The sequence below is a fragment of the Prauserella isguenensis genome (genome assembly GCF_014191605.1).
GTDB lineage: Bacteria > Actinomycetota > Actinomycetes > Mycobacteriales > Pseudonocardiaceae > Prauserella > Prauserella isguenensis.
This window is the reverse complement of the sequence record NZ_JACHWU010000001.1, coordinates 999,801-1,017,765: the sequence shown is the minus strand read 5'-3', so window position 1 is coordinate 1,017,765 and position 17,965 is coordinate 999,801. Positions and strand designations below refer to the sequence as shown.

The 17,965-nt window shown below is 70.6% G+C and carries 14 protein-coding genes, 1 tRNA gene and 3 pseudogenes; 9 read left to right on the top strand and 9 right to left on the bottom strand.

Annotated elements, in window-relative coordinates:
• Nucleotides 1–180 precede the first annotated feature (180 nt).
• Nucleotides 181–1,743, top strand: coding sequence for a restriction endonuclease (locus FHS23_RS04755; protein ID WP_246381326.1), 1,563 nt, complete (start codon nucleotides 181–183; stop codon nucleotides 1,741–1,743).
• Nucleotides 1,744–1,846: 103 nt separating this feature from the next.
• Nucleotides 1,847–1,957 (top strand): annotated as a pseudogene (locus FHS23_RS23080) (winged helix-turn-helix transcriptional regulator); the annotation flags it as partial.
• Nucleotides 1,958–2,013: 56 nt separating this feature from the next.
• Here the strand turns inward: FHS23_RS23080 and FHS23_RS04745 are convergent.
• On the bottom strand, nucleotides 2,014–2,616 hold the full coding sequence (locus tag FHS23_RS04745) for a superoxide dismutase family protein (RefSeq protein ID WP_183648318.1): 603 nt from the start codon (nucleotides 2,614–2,616) through the stop codon (nucleotides 2,014–2,016).
• 190 nt (nucleotides 2,617–2,806) lie between these two features.
• Between FHS23_RS04745 and FHS23_RS04740 the strand changes: the two genes are divergently transcribed.
• Both FHS23_RS04740 and FHS23_RS23075 read left to right on the top strand, forming a co-directional pair.
• A complete protein-coding gene (locus FHS23_RS04740) occupies nucleotides 2,807–3,748 on the top strand; it encodes an EamA family transporter (protein WP_183650876.1) in 942 nt (313 codons plus the stop codon).
• A 229-nt stretch (nucleotides 3,749–3,977) separates the two neighbouring features.
• Nucleotides 3,978–4,409 (top strand): annotated as a pseudogene (locus tag FHS23_RS23075) (DUF6328 family protein); the annotation flags it as partial.
• Nucleotides 4,410–4,429: 20 nt separating this feature from the next.
• On the opposite strand, the gene FHS23_RS04730 reads toward FHS23_RS23075, so the two are convergent.
• From FHS23_RS04730 to FHS23_RS04720, 3 genes are all read right to left on the bottom strand, one after another.
• The gene (locus tag FHS23_RS04730) at nucleotides 4,430–5,449 is read right to left on the bottom strand and encodes a hypothetical protein (RefSeq protein WP_183648317.1); all 1,020 of its coding nucleotides are present in this window, start codon (nucleotides 5,447–5,449) and stop codon (nucleotides 4,430–4,432) included.
• A 30-nt stretch (nucleotides 5,450–5,479) separates the two neighbouring features.
• Nucleotides 5,480–8,149, bottom strand: coding sequence for a helix-turn-helix transcriptional regulator (locus FHS23_RS04725; protein ID WP_246381324.1), 2,670 nt, complete (start codon nucleotides 8,147–8,149; stop codon nucleotides 5,480–5,482).
• 99 nt (nucleotides 8,150–8,248) lie between these two features.
• On the bottom strand, nucleotides 8,249–8,941 hold the full coding sequence (locus FHS23_RS04720) for an NADPH-dependent FMN reductase (protein ID WP_183648313.1): 693 nt from the start codon (nucleotides 8,939–8,941) through the stop codon (nucleotides 8,249–8,251).
• Between the two features lie 288 nt (nucleotides 8,942–9,229).
• Here FHS23_RS04720 and FHS23_RS04715 point away from each other — a divergent pair, with 288 nt between their 5' ends.
• Nucleotides 9,230–9,565, top strand: coding sequence for a YnfA family protein (locus FHS23_RS04715; RefSeq protein WP_183648310.1), 336 nt, complete (start codon nucleotides 9,230–9,232; stop codon nucleotides 9,563–9,565).
• On the opposite strand, the gene FHS23_RS04710 is transcribed toward FHS23_RS04715, so the two are convergent.
• A complete protein-coding gene (locus FHS23_RS04710) occupies nucleotides 9,540–9,962 on the bottom strand; it encodes a DUF1232 domain-containing protein (protein ID WP_183648307.1) in 423 nt (140 codons plus the stop codon). The genes FHS23_RS04715 and FHS23_RS04710 overlap by 26 nt on opposite strands.
• 71 nt (nucleotides 9,963–10,033) lie before the next feature.
• On the opposite strand from FHS23_RS04710, the gene FHS23_RS04705 reads away from it, so the two are divergent.
• Nucleotides 10,034–10,109: transfer RNA gene (locus FHS23_RS04705), tRNA-Lys, on the top strand.
• Between the two features lie 127 nt (nucleotides 10,110–10,236).
• Here the strand turns inward: FHS23_RS04705 and FHS23_RS04700 are convergent.
• The 4 genes from FHS23_RS04700 to FHS23_RS04685 all read right to left on the bottom strand — a co-directional run bounded on the left by FHS23_RS04700 (nucleotide 10,237) and on the right by FHS23_RS04685 (nucleotide 15,636).
• Nucleotides 10,237–11,595 carry a tripartite tricarboxylate transporter permease gene (locus FHS23_RS04700; RefSeq protein ID WP_183648304.1) on the bottom strand — a complete coding sequence of 453 codons (1,359 nt, stop codon included), beginning with the start codon at nucleotides 11,593–11,595 and terminating at the stop codon, nucleotides 10,237–10,239.
• A complete protein-coding gene (locus tag FHS23_RS04695) occupies nucleotides 11,592–12,095 on the bottom strand; it encodes a hypothetical protein (RefSeq protein WP_183648301.1) in 504 nt (167 codons plus the stop codon). Before FHS23_RS04695 ends, FHS23_RS04700 begins: the two co-directional genes overlap by 4 nt.
• A gap of 53 nt (nucleotides 12,096–12,148) precedes the next feature.
• Nucleotides 12,149–13,426, bottom strand: a complete 1,278-nt coding sequence (locus FHS23_RS04690; RefSeq protein WP_183648297.1) for a hydroxymethylglutaryl-CoA reductase, degradative — start codon at nucleotides 13,424–13,426, stop codon at nucleotides 12,149–12,151.
• A 251-nt stretch (nucleotides 13,427–13,677) separates the two neighbouring features.
• Complete coding sequence (locus tag FHS23_RS04685; RefSeq protein WP_183648293.1) at nucleotides 13,678–15,636, bottom strand: helix-turn-helix domain-containing protein; 1,959 nt, start codon at nucleotides 15,634–15,636, stop codon at nucleotides 13,678–13,680.
• A gap of 140 nt (nucleotides 15,637–15,776) precedes the next feature.
• Here FHS23_RS04685 and FHS23_RS04680 point away from each other — a divergent pair.
• From FHS23_RS04680 to FHS23_RS04670, 3 genes and pseudogenes are all read left to right on the top strand, one after another.
• Nucleotides 15,777–16,602, top strand: a pseudogene (locus FHS23_RS04680) (SAM-dependent methyltransferase).
• Between the two features lie 372 nt (nucleotides 16,603–16,974).
• Entirely contained in the window at nucleotides 16,975–17,502 is a 528-nt protein-coding gene (locus FHS23_RS04675; RefSeq protein ID WP_343053639.1) for a DUF1772 domain-containing protein, read from the top strand.
• The gene (locus FHS23_RS04670; protein WP_183648287.1) at nucleotides 17,499–17,948 is read left to right on the top strand and encodes a hypothetical protein; all 450 of its coding nucleotides are present in this window, start codon (nucleotides 17,499–17,501) and stop codon (nucleotides 17,946–17,948) included. Before FHS23_RS04675 ends, FHS23_RS04670 begins: the two co-directional genes overlap by 4 nt.
• Nucleotides 17,949–17,965 lie beyond the last annotated feature (17 nt).

The following is a 17,965-nucleotide window of genomic DNA, read 5'->3' as shown; positions in this document are numbered from 1 at the left end:
TCTCTCCGAATTCGTTCGGTGATACCAGCAATCACCGAACGGAGCTATCCCCCGTCGACCGCGACGCCTAAATTATATTCTGCGGTTCCGCACTGTGAGCACCCGGCACGCCCGGGGATCCGAATACCGGGAAGACGGCACACCGGGAAATACGCGGTAAGCGACGACGCGGGGAAAATGATGGAGCGCCGCAGCGAATCCTTCTCGGACTCCGTCCCGGAGTCCGAGGCCCGACGACGGACGGCCGACGACGTTCACGCACCGGCCATTCCGCGGCAGGCCGACCGTGAAGCGTGGGATTACCACCTGGAGCGCAGGCGTTCCGAGGCCGCAGCGCTGACCGAGGCCGTCACCGCGCGGGTCCACACACTCGAGACCGTCCTCGTCGACGCCCTCAACCAGCCGCCGTTCGATTTCTCCCGACTCCGCAGGTCCTACCAGCGCCGCGAATTCACCCCGGAGCCACAGCTCACCGCGCATGCTGCGATGCCCGAGTGGGCCGACTACCGGCCACCTCCGTCCACACTGGATCGATTGTTTCCCGACGGCCGACGCCGAGCACTGCGGCGGGCCCGCGCCCGGTTCGAGGCCGACACGGCGGAACGACAGGTCGCGCGGCAGCACCGTAAGAGACGGCTGGCCGCCGCTCGCGCAGCGCACGACGCCGCCGAACACGAACGTGAGCGCGGTATCGCCCAGCACAACATCGCCGTCGACGAACTGGAACACCGCGTCCGCGCGCTCGATCCCGGCTCGGTGGCCGACTACTTCACCCGCGCGCTCACCGCACAGCCCGTTCCCGCGCACCTGACCGGAGCCGTCGAAATCGCCTACGACGCCGAGCGCCGGAAACTGTTCGTCACGCGCATGCTGCCCGACATCCACGTGATTCCGGACGTCACGGAATACCGGTACACGCCCGCACGTGACGAGATCGCGGCGGAGAGGTCGTCCACTGAACAGGTCCGGGCCCGCTACGCGGCGCTCGTGGCACGGCTCGTGCTCCGCACGATGCGGGACGTGTTCGAAGCGCATCCGCGCACCGTGGTCGACGAGGTCGTCGCGAGCGGCCACGCCCGCACCCGCGACAAGGCGACCGGGCGGACACGGACACCCTGTCTCGTCAGCGTGTCCGCCACCCGCGCTCAGTTCTCCGACCTGGTGCTCGACCGCCTCGACCCGACCGAATGCCTGCGCCATCTGGACGCCCGCGTGTCATCCCACCCGTGGGACCTCGAAGCCGTCCGTCCGATCGCAGAGCCCGACCTGTCCGGTTACCGCGTCGCGACGGCCCGCGACGCGGCCGCAGACCTCGACGCGAGGCCCGTACTGGTGCACATGTCGCCGACCGAGTTCGAACATCTCGTACGGCAACTGTTCGAGGCGACGGGGATGGGCGCCTGGACGACGCAGGCCTCGCACGACGGCGGTGTCGACGCGGTCGCCGTCAACGAGGATCCGATCGTCGGCGGACTCTGCGTCGTGCAGGCGAAACGCTACCGTTCGGCGGTGCCCGCCGAGGCGGTCCGTTCACTGGCGGGCGTCGTGGAGGACAGGCGGGCAAGCCGCGGCGTGCTCGTCACGACGTCCTGGTTCGGCCCCTCCGCCCGCGCGTTCGCACGCCGGAACGGCCGGATCCAGCTCATCGAGGGCGGCGAACTCAAACACCTGCTCGCCGAACACCTGTCGCTGGACGCGGTCGTCGGCGTCCCCGAGGACGGCGGGCACGACACCGTCACGTGAATCCACGACACGGGCCCCGGAACCCGCAACACGGTTCACCGGCGAACCGCACGTCGGGTACGCAGCGCCACCGCGACCGTCACGAACGCCGCGGTGGCAGCAACGGCTGCGCGGCACGACGTTGGCGCCATGCGAACGCGACGGCCTGCTCGTGCGCACCGCGTACCCGACCGTGCCGCCGAAGGTCGAATACACGCTCACCGACACCGCACGGGCCCGGGGCCGCATCACGGGCCCCGGGCCGCGTCGCGGCGGATGGCGGATGGCGGATCAGAAGTCGACGTTGATGCAGGCCAGGCGCGAACCCGCCTCGCCCGCCTCTCCGGGTTCGGTCGAGGTGTGGTGCTCGTGGATCACCACCGAGCCCGGCCTGCGGTCGCCGTAGGCCCAGTCCACATGCGACGCCGCGAATCCCGAACCGTGGGCGGTGGTGGTGAAGTCGAGCCAGACCTCGTTGTCCGGGTTGGCGTACTCGGGGTCGGTCGACGGTGGGTTCGGGTCCTGCACGTGCTGGAAGTGCGGTCCGGCGTCGTCACCGGTCGGGCCGCACGGGTTCTCGTGAACGTGCGCGCCGTAGTGCCGATTCGGCTGCAAGCCGGAGACGGTGAACTTCGTGACGGTGCCGACCGGATCACTCGACACCGACAGCACCGAGGCGCGCGCACCCGCGGGCACGCCCTCGAGGTCGTACGTCGCCGCGGTGGCACCGTCGACGTACGGGGCGAACGTGCCGTGCGCGAACGCCACCCCTCCGCGGGACTGGGCGGACTCGGCGGCCGCCGAGTCCGCTGCCGTGGTGGCGCCGGTGGCCGTGCCGGCACTCGCGAGGGCGACGGCGGACGTCAGGGCAAGGGCAACGGGGAGTCGTTTCATGCGTCGTCCTTAACGCCACCAGGTGATCGACCACAAGCCGGTTGACACGGTCGAGCGATCTCACTGCGTGACACGACCACCTCTGTTATCGACGACCGGTCGTAACCTGACACGCGTGACTTCACCGGACGCAACTCCCTCCGACGCAGGACCGTCTTCCGCGACTCCCACGGGAACGGGCGCCGCCGGAGTGGCTGATGCGGGCGCGCCCCGGGACCGGACCTGGCTCGTCGCGGTGGCGGCTGCCCTGTGGGGCACCGACGGACTGCTCCGGCTGCCGCTAGCGGAGGACCTGCCGTCGGGAACGGTCGTGTTCTGGGAGCACCTGATCATCGTGGCGGTGCTGGCGCCGTTCGTGCCGCGCGCGGTACGGGCACTGGCGCGCTGCGGTCCGCGGGTGTGGCTGGCTGTGCTGATCATCGGCGGCGGCTCTTCCGCGCTGGCCACGGCCCTGTTCACGGCGGCGTTCCAGACAGGTGATGCGATCACGCCGCTCGTGTTGCAGAAAATGCAACCGCTGTTCGCGGTGCTGGCGGCATGGGTCGTACTGGGCGAACGACTGCGGAGCGGTTACGTGCTCTTCGCCGTCCCGGCCATCGCGGGGGCGTGGCTGCTGGCGTTCGCCGACCCGCTGGACATCGAGTTCGGCGCACTGCGCGCGGCGTTGCTCGCGGTCGGCGCCGCGGCACTGTGGGCAGCGGGCACCGTGCTCGGCCGCCTGGTGTCGACCAGCCTGCCGTCACGTGACGTGACCACTCTGCGCTTCACCGTGGGACTTCCGGTCGCCGCGATTATCGTGACCGCTCAGGGGAACCCGTACACGGTGAGCTGGGACAACGCCGTGGGACTGGGACTGCTCGCGCTGATCCCGGGGCTGTTCGCGCTGAGCCTCTACTACACGGGCCTGCGCGCAACGCCGGCGGCGCGCGCGACACTGGCCGAACTCGCCTACCCGGCGACGGCGGTCGTCATCGGAGTGTCCTTTTTGGGCGCGACGATGACCGTGACGCAGTGGGCGGGTCTCGTGGTCGTGATCGTCGCGGTGACGGCCCTCGGCTGGCACGAACGCACCGCGAAACGGCGTCCCGTGGTCGTCCCGCCCGAACCCGCGTCGGCACGTGGCCGGGAGTAAGGGAACCGACATGGGCAGCGGCTCGGAAGCGGAATCGCGCGGCAGCGGGTCCGACGCCGCGCAGACCGAGGGCGCGACGCACGACACCGGGAACGGCACCGGACCGGAACAGACCTCAGGCGGAGCACCCGCCACGGGCCCACCGCACGGTGACAGCACGACGACACCCGGTGCGGAGGCGGCACCGAGTGGTCCCGCCGCGCACCCGACCACGCACGACACCCACGCGGAGGCGCACCATCAGCGGCTGACGAGGAACGTCAACGAGCTGCTGGGCGAGCTTCGCGTCGCGCAGGCCGGAGTGCAGATCCTGTTCGGCTTCCTGCTGGCGGTGGCGTTCACGGCGCAGTTCCGCGAGGCGAGCGGGTTCGAGAAGATCCTGCACCTGGTGACGGTGCTGTTCGCCGCGGCGGCGACGGCGCTGCTCACCGCACCCGCGGCCTGGCACCGCATGCTGTTCCGCACGGGGAGGAGGCAGACCATCCTGCGCGTCGGCAACAGGCTGGTCATCGCGGGGCTGGTGTGCCTGGCGATCGCGGTGACGCTCACTGTCGGGCTGATCGCCAAGGTGGTCTACGGCCCGGTCCTGATGGCCGTGGCCGTGGTCCTGATCGGCGGCCTGTTCTCGACCCTGTGGTTCCTCATCCCGACGAAGCTGTGAGCCCGGGGCGAACGGGACGCTCAGTCCTCGTCGGTGAGGTAGGGGTGGAGACCGGCGGTGTCGTTGTACCGCGGGTCGGGGCGGAACCACGTGATGACGTCGGTGTCGAAGGCGTCGAGGTCGGAGACGTCGTAAAGCTCCTCGTGGGCACCGTCGGCGAACGCGTGGTCGTCGAAGTGGCCGAAGATCTCGGCGGCACGCTCCTCCGGCATGGCGTCGGCGAGGTCGAGCTCCAGCTCGGCCCGCGACTTGACGACGTGCAGCGCCAGCGCCTCGGCCAGGCACAGCGGCGCCGTCCACTCCTCCTGCGTCAGCCGGTAGCCGAGGATCGCGGTCGTGACGAGCAGCTGCTTGGCGAACAGCGCGGTGTACTGGTCGGCGTACTGCTGGGGCAGTTCGTCCATCACCCAGAGCGCCTCGACGTCGACCGCGGTGCCGTCCTCGTCCTCGAGCAGCTGGATGTCACCGAACAGCTCGTCGGTGACCATTTCGACGCCGTGCATCACGGCACCCGCGACGTAGCGGGCCTCGTGTTCGGTGACATCGCCGCCCTCGGTGAATCCGAACGCGTCGAGACCGAACGCGCGCAGGTACTCGGACGCGTCGAGCAGCCGCTGCCTGCGTTCGCTGAGTTCCAGCTGGTTGGCCGGGTCGATCTCGATGACGGCGTCGGCGTCCGGTTCGGTCGACGCGGCGAGGGCCGTCTCGAGCTGGTCGTCGGTGGCGGTGACGGCGCAGTGCTTGACCTGCCAGCCGCGGAGCAGCTCGGTCTCCTCCAGGAGCTGCTCCAGCACGGCACGCGTGGCGTCCTCGGCGAACACGAGTGCGGGCGCGTCGAGCAGCCAGCTGACGTTCGCCCCACCGAGGTGCGCGTGCACGGCGTGTTCGACGGGCGTGATCTCGACACCGTCCGGCCCCTCGATCCCCGCCAGGCGGGACAGCCGCGTGTCGAGCAGCGCCACCACGCCGACCTGCTGGAGCGGGTCCAGGTCAGGGCCGTCTTCCGGGGCGGTGAGCTCTGCCGACAGTTGGTACTCCACGGCGTGCAGTGTGGCACGACGAGCGACGGCTCAGGCCATCAGCTCCAGTTTCGCGAGTTCGCCCCTGCCGGAGACGCCGAGCTTCGGATACGCCTTGTACAGGTGGTAGCCGACCGTGCGCGGACTCAGGTACAGCCGGTTGCCGATGTCGCGGTTGCTGAGGCCGTCGGCGGCCAGCGCGGCGATGCGCAGTTCCTGGGGCGTGAGCCCGCCGGTGTCGACGGTGGTGTTCTCGCGGCTGGGGCGGCGCGCGCGACCCTCACCCGCGGCGCGTAGCTCGGTGCGCGCGCGGTCTGCCCAGGGGCGCGCGCCGAGCCGGTCGAACGCCGTCAGCGCGGCACGCAGGTGGGGCCGGGCCTGGACGGGGTTGCGTTCGCGGCGCAGCCATTCGCCGTGGGCGAGCTCGGTGCGAGCCTGCTGCCACGGGCCCGCCCGGTCGGCCATCCCGAGTGCGGGTCGCAGCAGGTCCGGCTCGCCAAGCAGGCCACGGCTGCGCAGTGCGACGGCGCGCACCTGCGGCTGTTCGACGGCCTCTGCCCAGGTCACGTAGTCCGCAAGCGCTTGTGCGGCGAACTCGTGATTCTCGGCGCGGTCCGTCCGGGAGGCCGCCTCGACGAGGTCCGGCACGGCCGACAGTCCGGCGAGGCCCGGCCGGTGCGCGGCCGCCAGCCGGTCGACCGCAGCCTCGGTGCGGCCGTCGCCGAGGTCGAGTAGGGCGAGCGCGTGCGCAGCGGAGGCCGGGTCCGCCTCGGCGGCGTACGACGCCGTGGCCTCGGCATCACCCCGCACGGCGGCCACGAGGGCCTGCACCCCCGACAGCGTCGCGACGCCGCGTCGCTGCCCGATGCGGGTCGCCACGTCCAGCCCTGCCGCGGCCGTCCGCGCCGCGGCGTCGAGCTCGCCGAGGTGCAGCTCCGCCTGCGCGAGCGCCTCCAGCGCCGCGGGCAGCGCCCCGGTGGCGGCCTGCCGCCTGGCCTCACGCACGGTGTCGGTCGCCCTCGCGTAGGCGCTGTCGGGGTCGCCGGACAGCAGCGACCACCACGAGCGCTGCACCTCGGAGCGCAGCGTCAACGCGACGTCGGTGCACTCCGTCAGCTCCGCACAGCCTGCGGCGACGAGGTCTCGCACCGCAGCGACGGCGTCGGCGACATCGGCGCTCGCGGCGGTCGCCAACGCGCGTACGCGCGCGGCTCCGGGCAGCGCCAGCTCGTCGGCGACGGCCGCGGCTTCGACGGCGCGGGCCGGGTCGTCGCCCCGCCACGCGGCGCCGACCGCCAGGAACAGCAGCTTGCCCGCCGACTCCGGGGTCTCCGCCGCGATCCGTCGGGCGGTCGTCACCAGCAGGTGATGCGCCTCGGCGGTCCGTTCGTCGTCCTCCGCGAGCGTGGCGCGGACGATCGCCGCCCACGTCGCGTCCACTGGCTCCGGCAGCAGCCCCGCCGCCTGTTCCGCCAGGTCACGCGCCCGCTCGGGTTGTCCGGCATCGGCAGCGGCACGGGCGGCCGACGTCAGGCGGAAACCCTCGTCCCTCGGTCTCGGGCTGAGGTGGGCGGCCCGTTCGTAGTCGTCGGCGACCGCGGCCATCCCACCGCGGACCCGCGCGAGCTCGATGCCGGTCTCGAGTGCCGCGGCGACCGACTCGTCGGCCGTGGTCGTAGCGGCTGCGAGGTGGCGGGCCCTGCGGTCGGCGTCGCCGTCCTCGCTGAGCACCTCGGCCAGCGCACGGTGGGCCTCCAGCCGACGGGCCAGTGTGGCCGCGCGGTACACGGACGTGCCGACGAGTGGGTGCCGGAACCCGAAGCAGCCCTCGGTGAACATCACGAGCTCTGCGTCCTCGGCCACGCGGAGGTCGTCGATCGACGCGCCGAGGGTGCCTGCGGCGGCGAGGATCGTACCGATGTCGCACGTGCCGTCGGCGGCCGCGACCAGCAGCACCGTCCGCGTGGCGGGCGGCAGTTCCGCGACCACATCGGCGAACGGGTCCCCGCGACTGTCCCGATCCGAGGAGCCGAGTTCCAGCAGCGCCAACGGGTTCCCGCAGGCGTCGGCGACGACCCGGTCCCACCGGTGCCGTGGCAGTTCCGTCGCGGCGAGAATCCGCCGGGCCGCGTCGTCGTCCACCCCGGACAACCGCAGTTCGGGCAGCCCCGGTGTGGGCGTGGCGGGCGCGTGTGGTTCGCGGACCGCCAGCAGCACCCCGACCCGAGTTCCCGACAGCCTGCGCGCGGCGAACGACAACGCGTCGGCCGAGGGCGCGTCGAACCAGTGGACGTCGTCGGCCAGCACCAGCACGGGTCCGCTCCGCGCGAACGTCCCCAGCAACTCCAACAGGGCCACGCCCGCCGCGAACCGATCGACGGACCCGTCGCCCGACAGGACCCGGCGCAGCGTTCCGGCGTGCGGTTCGGCCAGTTCGTCGACGTGTCCGGCGACCGGGTGCAGCAGGAGGTGCAGCCCTGCGAACGGGATCGCCGACTCGGCCTCGACACCCGCACCACGTAGAACCAGCAGGTCGGATGTGTCTCCGGGGGTGGCGGTGTCTCCGGCGTTGGTGGTGGCGGTGGCGAGCAGTGTCGACTTGCCGATCCCCGCCTCGCCGCGCAACACCAGCGCCTGCCCCGCCCCCGCACGCACCTCGTCGACGAGCGTGCCGATGCGGGCGAGTTCGTCGCCTCGACCGTGGATCACTGCGGAGTGCATGGCCATGAGCCTGCAACTTCGAGTGAGGTCGAGGTCAAGCGATCCTCCGCAGCGCCTCCTCCGCAGCGCCTTCTTCAAGGGAGAACGATCCTCGGGGACTCAGCCTCCGTACGGGTGCACGGCGCGGGCGTCGCGGAGCGCCCTGCCCCACCACAACAGCTGGCCGAGCATGCCCTTGGCCGCCTCGCCCGCCGACACGGCGTCGTTGGGAACGCCGTCGTCGCCGAACTGGTGCGGATAGTTGTAGAAGCTGATGGTGTCGCGGACCGTCACGGCGTGCAGCTCGGCGAACACCCCGCGCAGGTGCTCGACGGCCCGCAGCCCACCGCTCATTCCGCCGTAGGTGACGAAGCCGACCGGCTTGGCCAGCCACTCCCCGTGGAAGTGGTCGATGGCGGCCTTGAGGGGTGCGGGGTAGCTGTGGTTGTACTCCGGGGTGACGACGACGAACGCGTCGGCGGCGGCGAGCCGCAGCCCGAGTGCCTCGGTGTCGGCCGTGCCCTCGAGGGAGTCCGGCAGGTCCATGCCCTGCAGGTCGACGACGTCGACGTCGAAGCCGTGGTGCTTGCGCACCTCGTCGGCGAACCACGCGGCGGCCACCGGTGCGAACCGGCCGCTGCGCGTGCTGCCGATGATCACGACGAGCCGCAAGGGTGCGTCTCCTCCGGCTCCGGTGCCGTCCCGTCCGGCTTCCGTGGCGGCATGGCCCTCGGCGGTCGCAGTCGTGGCGTCGGCGGCGTCCGCGACGGCGGCGGTGGTGGCGTTGGCGGTGGTGGCGTTGGCGCTGGTCATGAGGGTTCCTCTCGTGTCGATCGGTGCATCTCGATGACCATGGACGCTACGAACGCCACACCCGGTGCGGCATCAGTCGATCGACCGGTACGCCGACCTGCCCGCCCCCGCGTGTTGCGCATTCAGGGCGCCGTGTTGCTGGTTCCGGGGCCCGTGTTGCGGACTACGGGGCCCGTGTTGCGGACTCCGGGGCCCGTGTTGCGGACTCCGGGGCCCGGGTTCGCACCTGTTGCGTCGTCCGGCCTGCCGTCGCGCTCGGCCCGGTTCGCGGCCGTACCGTGCTTTGTCATGACGATCGTGCGTTCGGTGCTGTTGTTCGGGTTGGCCGCGCTGGCGGAGATCGGCGGGGCGTGGCTGGTGTGGCAGGGCGTGCGCGAACACCGTGGGCTGCTGTGGGTGGCGGCGGGCGTGATCGCGCTGGGCGCGTACGGCTTCGTGGCGACGCTGCAGCCGGATGCGAACTTCGGACGGATCCTCGCTGCCTACGGTGGTGTGTTCGTGGCGGGTTCGCTGGCGTGGGGCATGGTCGTCGACAAGTTCCAGCCGGACCGCTGGGACTACATCGGAGCGGCGTTGTGCCTGGTGGGCGTGGCCGTGATCATGTACGCCCCGCGTCCGGCGTGATGCCGGTGACGCGCTGGAGCGTGGCGAACCCGTCGTCGCTGCCGGGCCAGTGGCGACGTGCGGCGTCGAGCCCGGCGCGTCTCACGACGGAGCGCAGCACGGCGGTGACGACGATGGCGTCGTCGGCGTAACCCAGTACGGGGACGAAGTCCGGCACGAGGTCGATCGGCAACGCGAGGTAGGCCAGCAACAGCCAGAGCCGCACACGCACGCCGCGAGGCATGTCGCGGTCGGCGGCGAGCCTGCGGACGAGCCGCAGCACGTCCGGCAACAGGCGCAACGCTTCGCGCAGCAGCGCGCCGCGGGGCCGCACCGCCACCAGGACGACGACGAGCGCCACCCACACGACCACGAGGGCCACGGCGATGCCGATCAGAACTTCCCAATACCAGGCCACATGGGCAGCGTATGCGAGCACCGGACCGCTTCCCGCCTCGCGGGACGCGGCCGCTAAGCTGACGCGCGGCAGGGCCGTTAGCTCAATTGGCAGAGCAGTGGACTTTTAATCCTCGGGTTCCGGGTTCGAGCCCCGGGCGGCCCACCACTTCCGAGTTCAGTCCACGTGCTGGACAGCACGGAGCGATCCTGGTGCCGCGTTACTGTCGTTTTCCCCAGGAAACCCCGAGCTCAACACTCGCTGCGCCGTTCGTGGCGGTCGGCGCAGCGGTCGCTCACGCCGCCAGCAGGATGGGGACGAACATCGTCGCGGTGTAGTAGCACATGAACTGCACACCTGCGTTCATGCCGAACGCCCGGTTGCACAACCCACCGAGCAGCCCCACCGTCAACGACGTCAACAGCCCGAGCAGGCCTCCCTCGTACCACGACACGACGACGATCAACCCGGCGAACGCGGCGATGAGCGCCTCGTGGCTGATGCGTGTGATCACCCATGCGCTGGCCACTCGTGCGTACTTCATGGCGACCGGGTAGACGACGACGGCCGCGACGAGCACACCGAGCAGACCGCACAGCAGGAACTGCCACGACGAGAGCATCGAATGCAGGTTCTGCCCCGAATCCACCGAGTAGACCGGCGGCGCGTTGAACAATGCGGCGGCCGGGCCGGCCGCGACCGGACTCAACGGCAGGCCGAACGCCACCAGCGGAATGATCGTCTCCGCCAGGTACGTCGACTCCGTCGTGCCGTTCTTGACCGCCATCAACGAGCTGAGCCGCTGGTAAGGGTGCTTGAGCCGCGCCCCCACCGCTTCACCCACGATGACGGTCGTCGCCACCGGGCTGAAAACGAAGGTGGACGACGTGACCACCGCAGAACCCGCCGTGTAGCCGATCTGCTGCCGGGTGAGCACCCGTAGCGGATTCGGGAAGGAACCCTTGCCGCCCGACAGGTCCGGCGCGAGCCGGAACTCCCGGACACCACTGCGTTCCATCCCCGCACGCCCGCTGCGGGACGTCGCCCTCACCAGATCCGCCAGCAGCGGCCCGATCGCGATGCCGAGGAAGAACGAGATGCTCAGCGAGTCGCCGAGATGCTGCTCTGTGAACCCGTGCAACGCGGCGACCGCCAGCGTGAAGGGAATGATGCCCACGACGCTCGCCCAGCGGCCCGGCGAGAAGTACCCCACGAAGATCGCGGCGCCCGCGAACAGCCACGGTGCGACCGCCTCCACCGTCTCGGACAGCGGCGCCAACGCGGTCGCGATTCCCACGGCCACCGGCACCGCCACGACCGCCGACAGCAGCGCACCCGCGAGGGCTTTGCGCAACGCGACGTGTGGCGCCCCGAGCCGCCGCATCCCGTCCGCGTCCTCCATGAGCGGGACGGCCATGGTGTCACCGGGGATCCCGAGCAGAGTGGTCGGAATCGCGTGCGTCATGTGCTTCGACACGGCCGCGGCGATGAAGAACGTGAACACGCCGACAGGAGGGACGCCGGCCAACACGACAATCAAGGTCAACGGCCCGAGCGTCGCGGTCTCGTCGGTACCCGACACCAAGCCGATGGCGCCGAACACGACGGCACCCGTCAGCCCCATCCCGAGGGCCCAGAGCAGGTCAACGATCATCGCCGAACTCCCTTGTCCACCGGGCCGTCAGCCGACCGCGCCGGGCCCTCGGCCGACGGCGCGGATCCGTACAGCCCGATCTCCCGCATCTCCGCGATGTACTGTTCGGGCAGGCCCGACACGGCCTCAGGGGAGGAGAGCTCCGGGGCGAGGTCGGGGCGCACGTCGTCGGAGTGACTCTCGACGAACACGCGTTTCGGTGTGAACAGCTTCGCGCAGACCGCACCCGTCACCACACATGCCGCGAGTCCGACCAGGAGCGCGTAACCGTCCGCGACCTTCTGATTGCCCGTCCCGGAGAAGACCTGCTGCGCCAGCAGAAACGCCGCCAACGCCACCGGGACGGCGAGGATCAACGATCGGCCCAGCTCTTTCGGCGCCACCGCGTCGCCCCACAACACGAGATAAGGCGTGGCCTCGGCGTCGCCGGACGCCGGCCGTCGCTCGCCTGCCGAGTCCGAAGTGGATTCCTTGTAAGCCGCTTCTTCGTTGCCACTCATTGCTCACTCCCGTGTCGTGACCGAGATCTGCGAGTGCCGCCGCCCGACACGGTTCACCGCCCGCCGGCCCTGAGTTCGGCGAGCACTCTGTCGGCGTGGTCTGCGCGTACGGCACGGTCGGCGACGAGGCGGGACACGACGTGCGGAAGCTCGTCCGACGTCGCTCCTGCGGAGACCGCCACGTTGCGCGCGTGCAACGACATGTGACCGCGCTGGATGCCCTCCGTTGCCAGCGCGCGCAGCGCGGCGAGATTCTGCGCCAAGCCCGCCGCCGTGATCACCTCGGCCAGCTGCTGTGCCGTGGCGACACCGAGCAGTCCCACCGCGGCCCGGGCCGCGGGATGAACCTTCGTGGCGCCGCCGACCAGCCCGACCGGCATCGGCAGCTCCAGCGTGCCCACCAGATTGCCGCCGGTGTCGGTCTCGAAGTGCGAGAGGGCGGTGTACCGGCCGTCCGCACCGACGGCGTGCGAATGCGCCCCCGACTCCACGGCACGCGTGTCGTTTCCCGTGGCGAGCACGACGGCGGTGATCCCGTTCATGATGCCTTTGTTGTGGGTCGCCGCTCGGTACGGATCGGCCTCGGCCAGCGCGCCCGCGTGGACGATGTCTGCCGCGACGTCCGGCCCGCCCAGTTCCTCGGCGTCGAACACGGCGCTCGCACGTGCCAACCGGGTGTCCGCCTTGTTGGTCAGGATCCGCAGCAACACACGACCGCGGGCGATCTCGCCGACCCGCACCGCGAGGGCCTCGGCCATGGAGTTGACGGCGTTCGCGCCCATGGCGTCCCGGACGTCGACCATCAGGTGCAGCACGACGTACCGCCCCGCCCTGGACTCGACGACCCGTACGGAGATGTCGCGGACGCCGCCGCCGAGTTCGACCAACTGCGGGTCCTGCTCGTCGGCCGCCTGCATCAGTTCGTGGCGGGCGTCGAGCAGGCGCAGCCGCGCGCCTTCCGGGTCCTCCACATCCACGACCTGAATCTGGGCCTGCATGACAGGCCGGGAACTCGAGGTGCGGAACCCGCCGCTCGCCCGCGCGATCCGGGCCGCGTTGCTGGCGGCTGCGACCACCGACGGCTCCTCGGTCGCCATGGGAATCAGGACGTCCTCGTCGTTGATCGTGAAGTTCGTGGCCACGCCGAGCGGCACGCCGAACACGCCCACGACGTTCTCGATCATGTGGTCGGCCTGCTCGACGGTGAGGCCTGCGGACGGATCCAGCGCACGGAACGCGTCCGGATCGTGCCCGCCCTGTCCGGCGAGCAACCCCCGCCGAGCGGTCGGTGACTCGTCCCGGAACCCGGACAACCTGCTGTTCACGGACACACGAACCTCCCACGCCGTACTGCGTCGCCGCGGATCCACGACGACCGTTCACCTCCGGGCGGCAAGGCGGGACGGCGAGGTCGGCCGCGCTGCCGGTACCGGTCGACCAGGAACACTAGGACGTGACAGGCGACACCCATACGGGTAAACAACCCATATTCGTTGCCGCCACGACGTGTGTTTCACCCGTTCGCCGAGTATGTGTTCGGCGTACGGGAGTCCCGCCCACGACGGGCCGAGGCGCCGTGGGGTCAGCCGGCGTCGACGGGACCGCCGGTCGCACGACCGCCTACGAGCGCGTGCATCCGGGCCGCCAGCGATACCCGGAACAACGGTTCGGGTTCGCGCCAGTCGTCTCCCAGCAGGGCGGTGATCCGTTCGAGCCGCTGCGTGACGGTGTTGATGTGGACATGCAGCGCCCGTGCCGTGCGGGTCGGGCTGGCATGGGAGTCGGCGAAGGCGGCCAGGGTCGCGAACAGCTCGGTACCGCGTTCGGCGTCCCATCGCAGCACCGGGCCGATGACCGAGTCGATGAACCGCGACAGGTCCCGCGAACCGGACCCGAACACGGCCAGGTAGGGCTCGTAGGCCTGAGCGTCGACCGCGCCCTCCGGCACGGCCCGGTGCTGGAGCAACTGCGCACACCGGCGCGCCGTCTCGAACGATGCGCCCAGCTCGGCCGGGGAAGGGGCCGGCGGCCCGGCCACGGCCAGTACCGGAGACTCCACGGCTCGGCGGGCGACGGCCCACACCTCACGGGCGACGTCGTTGGGTTCCGAGCCCGGCGACAACACGGCGAGCACCCCGTCGCGCTCGCCCACGAGAGCGGCCGGACCCGAACGGCGCACCGCCACCGCGACGGCCCGCCGGGCCTCTGCGGGCACCGCCACGACGACGACCGTGCACAGCTCGTCGAGCCACACGTCCCGGGCGCGCGCACGGCGAGCGAGATCGCGCCGCTGCATCCCGTCACCCCGCAGGATGTCCGAAACGAGCTCGCCCCTGACGCGATCCTCTGCCTCCGCGACCGCGTCCTGCTGCACCGCCACGAGGGCCGCGATCTGGGCTGTCCGCTCGATCGTCCGCTGCTCGACGGCCCCGAGTTCCAGCTCGCCGTGCCCGACGAGCACCGCGCCCAGAAAAACGTCGCCCGCCACCACGGCGACCACCACTTCCGGTTCCGTCGGGGCCCCCTCGACGAACACGCACCGGCCCGAGGGCCTGCTCTCCTCGACGGCACGTCGCACGCGCGTGGACGGCACGTCCCCGCCGTGGAGCAGACCGGCCTCCGACCCCGGCGCCTGCGCCACCGGGACGCGATCCCGGTCGAGGATCGTCACGGCCCGGTTGAGAGCGTCGCTCAACGTGTCCGCCAGACCTTGGGCGCTGCCGCCTTTCAGCACTACCGCGGTGAGGTCCTCGTGCACGGCGCTGGCACGCTCCATCGCCGTCACGTTCTCGGCCAGGACCGCCCGGGCCCGATCCGCTTCGTGAGCCGCGAGCCGCGCCTGCTCCAGCAACGACGTCGTCTGCAGCACGACGGCGGCGTGGTTCGCGAAAGCGCTCAACAACGCCACCTCATCGGGAGCGAAGCTGTGTCCGCTTCGGTTGGCGGCGAACAGCACGCCGAGGACACGGTCGCCCGCGATCATCGGGACACCCAGCAGCGCGACGAGTCCTTCCGCAGCGACGGCCGCATCGATACCCGGCTCGTGCGGGATGTCGTCGTTCTGCTGATACGTCGAGGTCCACTGTGGACTACGGGTCTGCACGACTCTGCTCGCCAGGCCCATCCCCGGCGGTACCCGCAGTTCACGGAACGACGAGTCGACCGCGCCCGATGTCGACCGGACCCGCAGCTCGTCGTTGCCCTCATGAAACTCGGACAGGTACGTCACGTCGGTGCCCAGGAGGTCGTGGGCCCGCTCCACCAGGCGATCCAGCAGCGCATCGGTGTCGCGCAGCTCGGCGAGTTCGTGCGCACTCGAGAACAGCGCCGACAGCTCCTGTCCCCGGCGGCGCCAGCGCGCCAAAGAGGCACGCACGTCCCTGACCCTGCCCTCGATTGCGGCGACCTCGTCGGCAGCCAGACCCGTACCCACGGTCGTCGGCACGTCCGGAGCGTCGGACTCCGCGACGACCGCGTCGAGCAACTCCAGGACGTCCGACACCGAGAGCGTCGAATCCCGGTCACCGTCGCGCACCACCATGGGCCGAGCATGCCTCCCGGCGGCGACCACGTCGAGACACGTGGGTTCGACCAGCGACCGTTCGCCTCGACGGTCACGACTCCGCACTGCGTCCCCGGTCGGTGGCGTCGCGCCGAGCGGCCGTGTGCGGATGGGTGCATGTGTGTGCGTGCGGCGGGGCAGAGGTTACGCTCGGCCCATGCCCGAGCGCCGGCCGGATCTACGACTATGTGCTCGGAGGTCGGCACAACTATGCCGTCGACCGCGAGTTCGCCGAGCAGCAGTTGCGGGAGTTGCCGCAGATGCGGGTGGGCATGGTGACCAACCGTGAGTTCCTGCGCCGAGCGGTGCGGTTCGCGGTCGAGTCCGGTATCAGGCAGTTCGTCGATATCGGTAGCGGACTGCCGACTCAGGGCAACGTGCACGAGGTGGCCGACGAGGTCGCGCCGGGTGAATGCCGGGTGGTCTACATCGACAACGAGCCGATCGCATGCGCATGCGCAGATCCTGTTGGAGGACACGGCCGATCCGGAACGGCACTACGCGCTCTTCGGTGACTACTTCGACGGCGAGGATCTGTGGCAGCGGGTGCTGGACGAGGGCGGTATAGACCCGGACGAGCCCATCTGCCTGCTGATCGTGACGTTACTGCACTTCATGCCGGACGAGCGGCATCCGGAACGCCCCCTGGCCTACTACCGTGCACAGTTGCCGCCGGGCAGTCTGCTGGCGCTGACCCATGTCAGCCTGAACACCGAGGACGACGAGGTACAGGATGCGTTCCGGACGGTCGCCGGGCAGTACACCAACCGTGCGACGTTGCCATTGACCCAGCGCAGCCGGGACGAGATCGTCGCGTTGGTCGGCGATTTCGAGTTCGTCGAACCGGGCCTGGTGTGGCTTCCCGATTGGCGCCCGGAGAGCACCGACACGATCGACGCGGCCGAGGCCAACATCGTCGGCGGTGTCGCACGCAAACCCGTTTGACGGCCGAGCCGGCGAGAGAAGTCCCGGTGAGCAAGCCTGTGAAAGGTCGGGGTCGAAAGACTTCGCCGACCACGGGGACAGGCGTGTGCAGATCCTGCAGGCCGTGCAGTGCGTTGATTCGCCAGCGGGACTTACCGGGTCGTGAATCTCCCGTAAGCATCGGACTCGACGTCGACAGCCAATCCACATAGGACGAGCGGCTGAGTGGGGCCGACGAACACCACGCCACGTGCCCGCGGCTCACTCCGGGCCGGCGTACGTCGAAAAGCGTAGGCGACGGGCGCGCCGCGACGGACGCGTCCGCGGGTCGGACCGGCCTAGCGTTTCCGGTGTCGGTGTCCGTCCCCTTCCATACGGAGTCCTGTCATGTGGGTGAGCCGCCTCCGATTCTGTGTCTCGGCCGCGTACGTCTGGTTGGCCATGGTGGCCTTCGGCGGAATCGCGGTCGAGACCATCGTCATCTATCCCAACGTGTTCCACGATGTCCCACGGTCGCTGACCGAGGCGAGTTCCTTCTTCGACGTCACCGGTCCCGCCGACTTCTTCCCACCGATGGGTGCGGCCACGCTGATCGCCGCCGTGGTCACGTTGCTGCTGGTCCGGAAAGTGCAGCCGGCAAACTGGTGGTTCACGGCGAGCTTCACCTCACTCTCGCTCGGCGAGTTCCTGTTCTCCATGCTGTACTTTTGGCCGCGCAACGAGACCATGTTCGACGAGGGCACAGCGGTGCACTCCGCCGAACTGCTGACGCAGACGGCCGTCGAGTTCGAGGTCGGCCACTGGTTCCGGCTCGGCATGAGCACTGTGACCGCGACGCTCGCCTTCGTCGGCCTGCTGCGGCTGCACCGATACGCGTCCGTGCAGACCCCGGAGCGCATCACCGCCGGAGCACGGTCATGACCGGCCGGCTCCGCGAACGCCTCGGTATCGCACCGCTGACGCTCATCGGCCTGGCGCTACTCGGCGCACCGCGGGCGATCGCCCACGACCTCGGACCCGTCTCCCCGATACTGAACGGCCTGCTCGTCTTCGTGCCACTGGCCGTGTGGGTGGCGTTCGTGCTCTGGCGCCGCGTCCCGTCACCGCTGCAGACCCTCGCGGCCGTGGGCGCCGGCTACGGAGTGGTGCTGGGCGCCGTGCACCAAGCGCTGTGGCACGTCGCCCAGGCCGAGCCGCCCGAACTCGGCGGCAACCTCGCGGGCGCGCTGTCACCAGCGTTCGAAGCTGTCGTGGTTCGCGGCGCCGCCTTCGGCAGCAGCCTGCTGACCGGCGTCCTCACCGGTGTGGCGGCGGGCGCCGTGGCGTGGTTGCTGGCCAGAATGGTTCCCGGGTTCCGGCCGCAGTGACGCCGGGCGAAACCGGG

Bases quoted from the DNA above. Each gene is read 5' to 3' on its own strand.
- FHS23_RS04695 (WP_183648301.1), bottom strand. From the start codon at position 12,095: ATGAGTGGCAACGAAGAAGCGGCTTACAAGGAATCCACTTCGGACTCG.
- FHS23_RS04755 (WP_246381326.1), top strand. From the start codon at position 181: ATGGAGCGCCGCAGCGAATCCTTCTCGGACTCCGTCCCGGAGTCCGAG.
- FHS23_RS04720 (WP_183648313.1), bottom strand. From the start codon at position 8,941: ATGACCAGCGCCAACGCCACCACCGCCAACGCCACCACCGCCGCCGTC.
- FHS23_RS04700 (WP_183648304.1), bottom strand. From the start codon at position 11,595: ATGATCGTTGACCTGCTCTGGGCCCTCGGGATGGGGCTGACGGGTGCC.
- FHS23_RS04745 (WP_183648318.1), bottom strand. From the start codon at position 2,616: ATGAAACGACTCCCCGTTGCCCTTGCCCTGACGTCCGCCGTCGCCCTC.
- FHS23_RS04670 (WP_183648287.1), top strand. From the start codon at position 17,499: ATGACCGGCCGGCTCCGCGAACGCCTCGGTATCGCACCGCTGACGCTC.
- FHS23_RS04725 (WP_246381324.1), bottom strand. From the start codon at position 8,149: ATGCACTCCGCAGTGATCCACGGTCGAGGCGACGAACTCGCCCGCATC.
- FHS23_RS04685 (WP_183648293.1), bottom strand. From the start codon at position 15,636: ATGGTGGTGCGCGACGGTGACCGGGATTCGACGCTCTCGGTGTCGGAC.
- FHS23_RS04715 (WP_183648310.1), top strand. From the start codon at position 9,230: ATGACGATCGTGCGTTCGGTGCTGTTGTTCGGGTTGGCCGCGCTGGCG.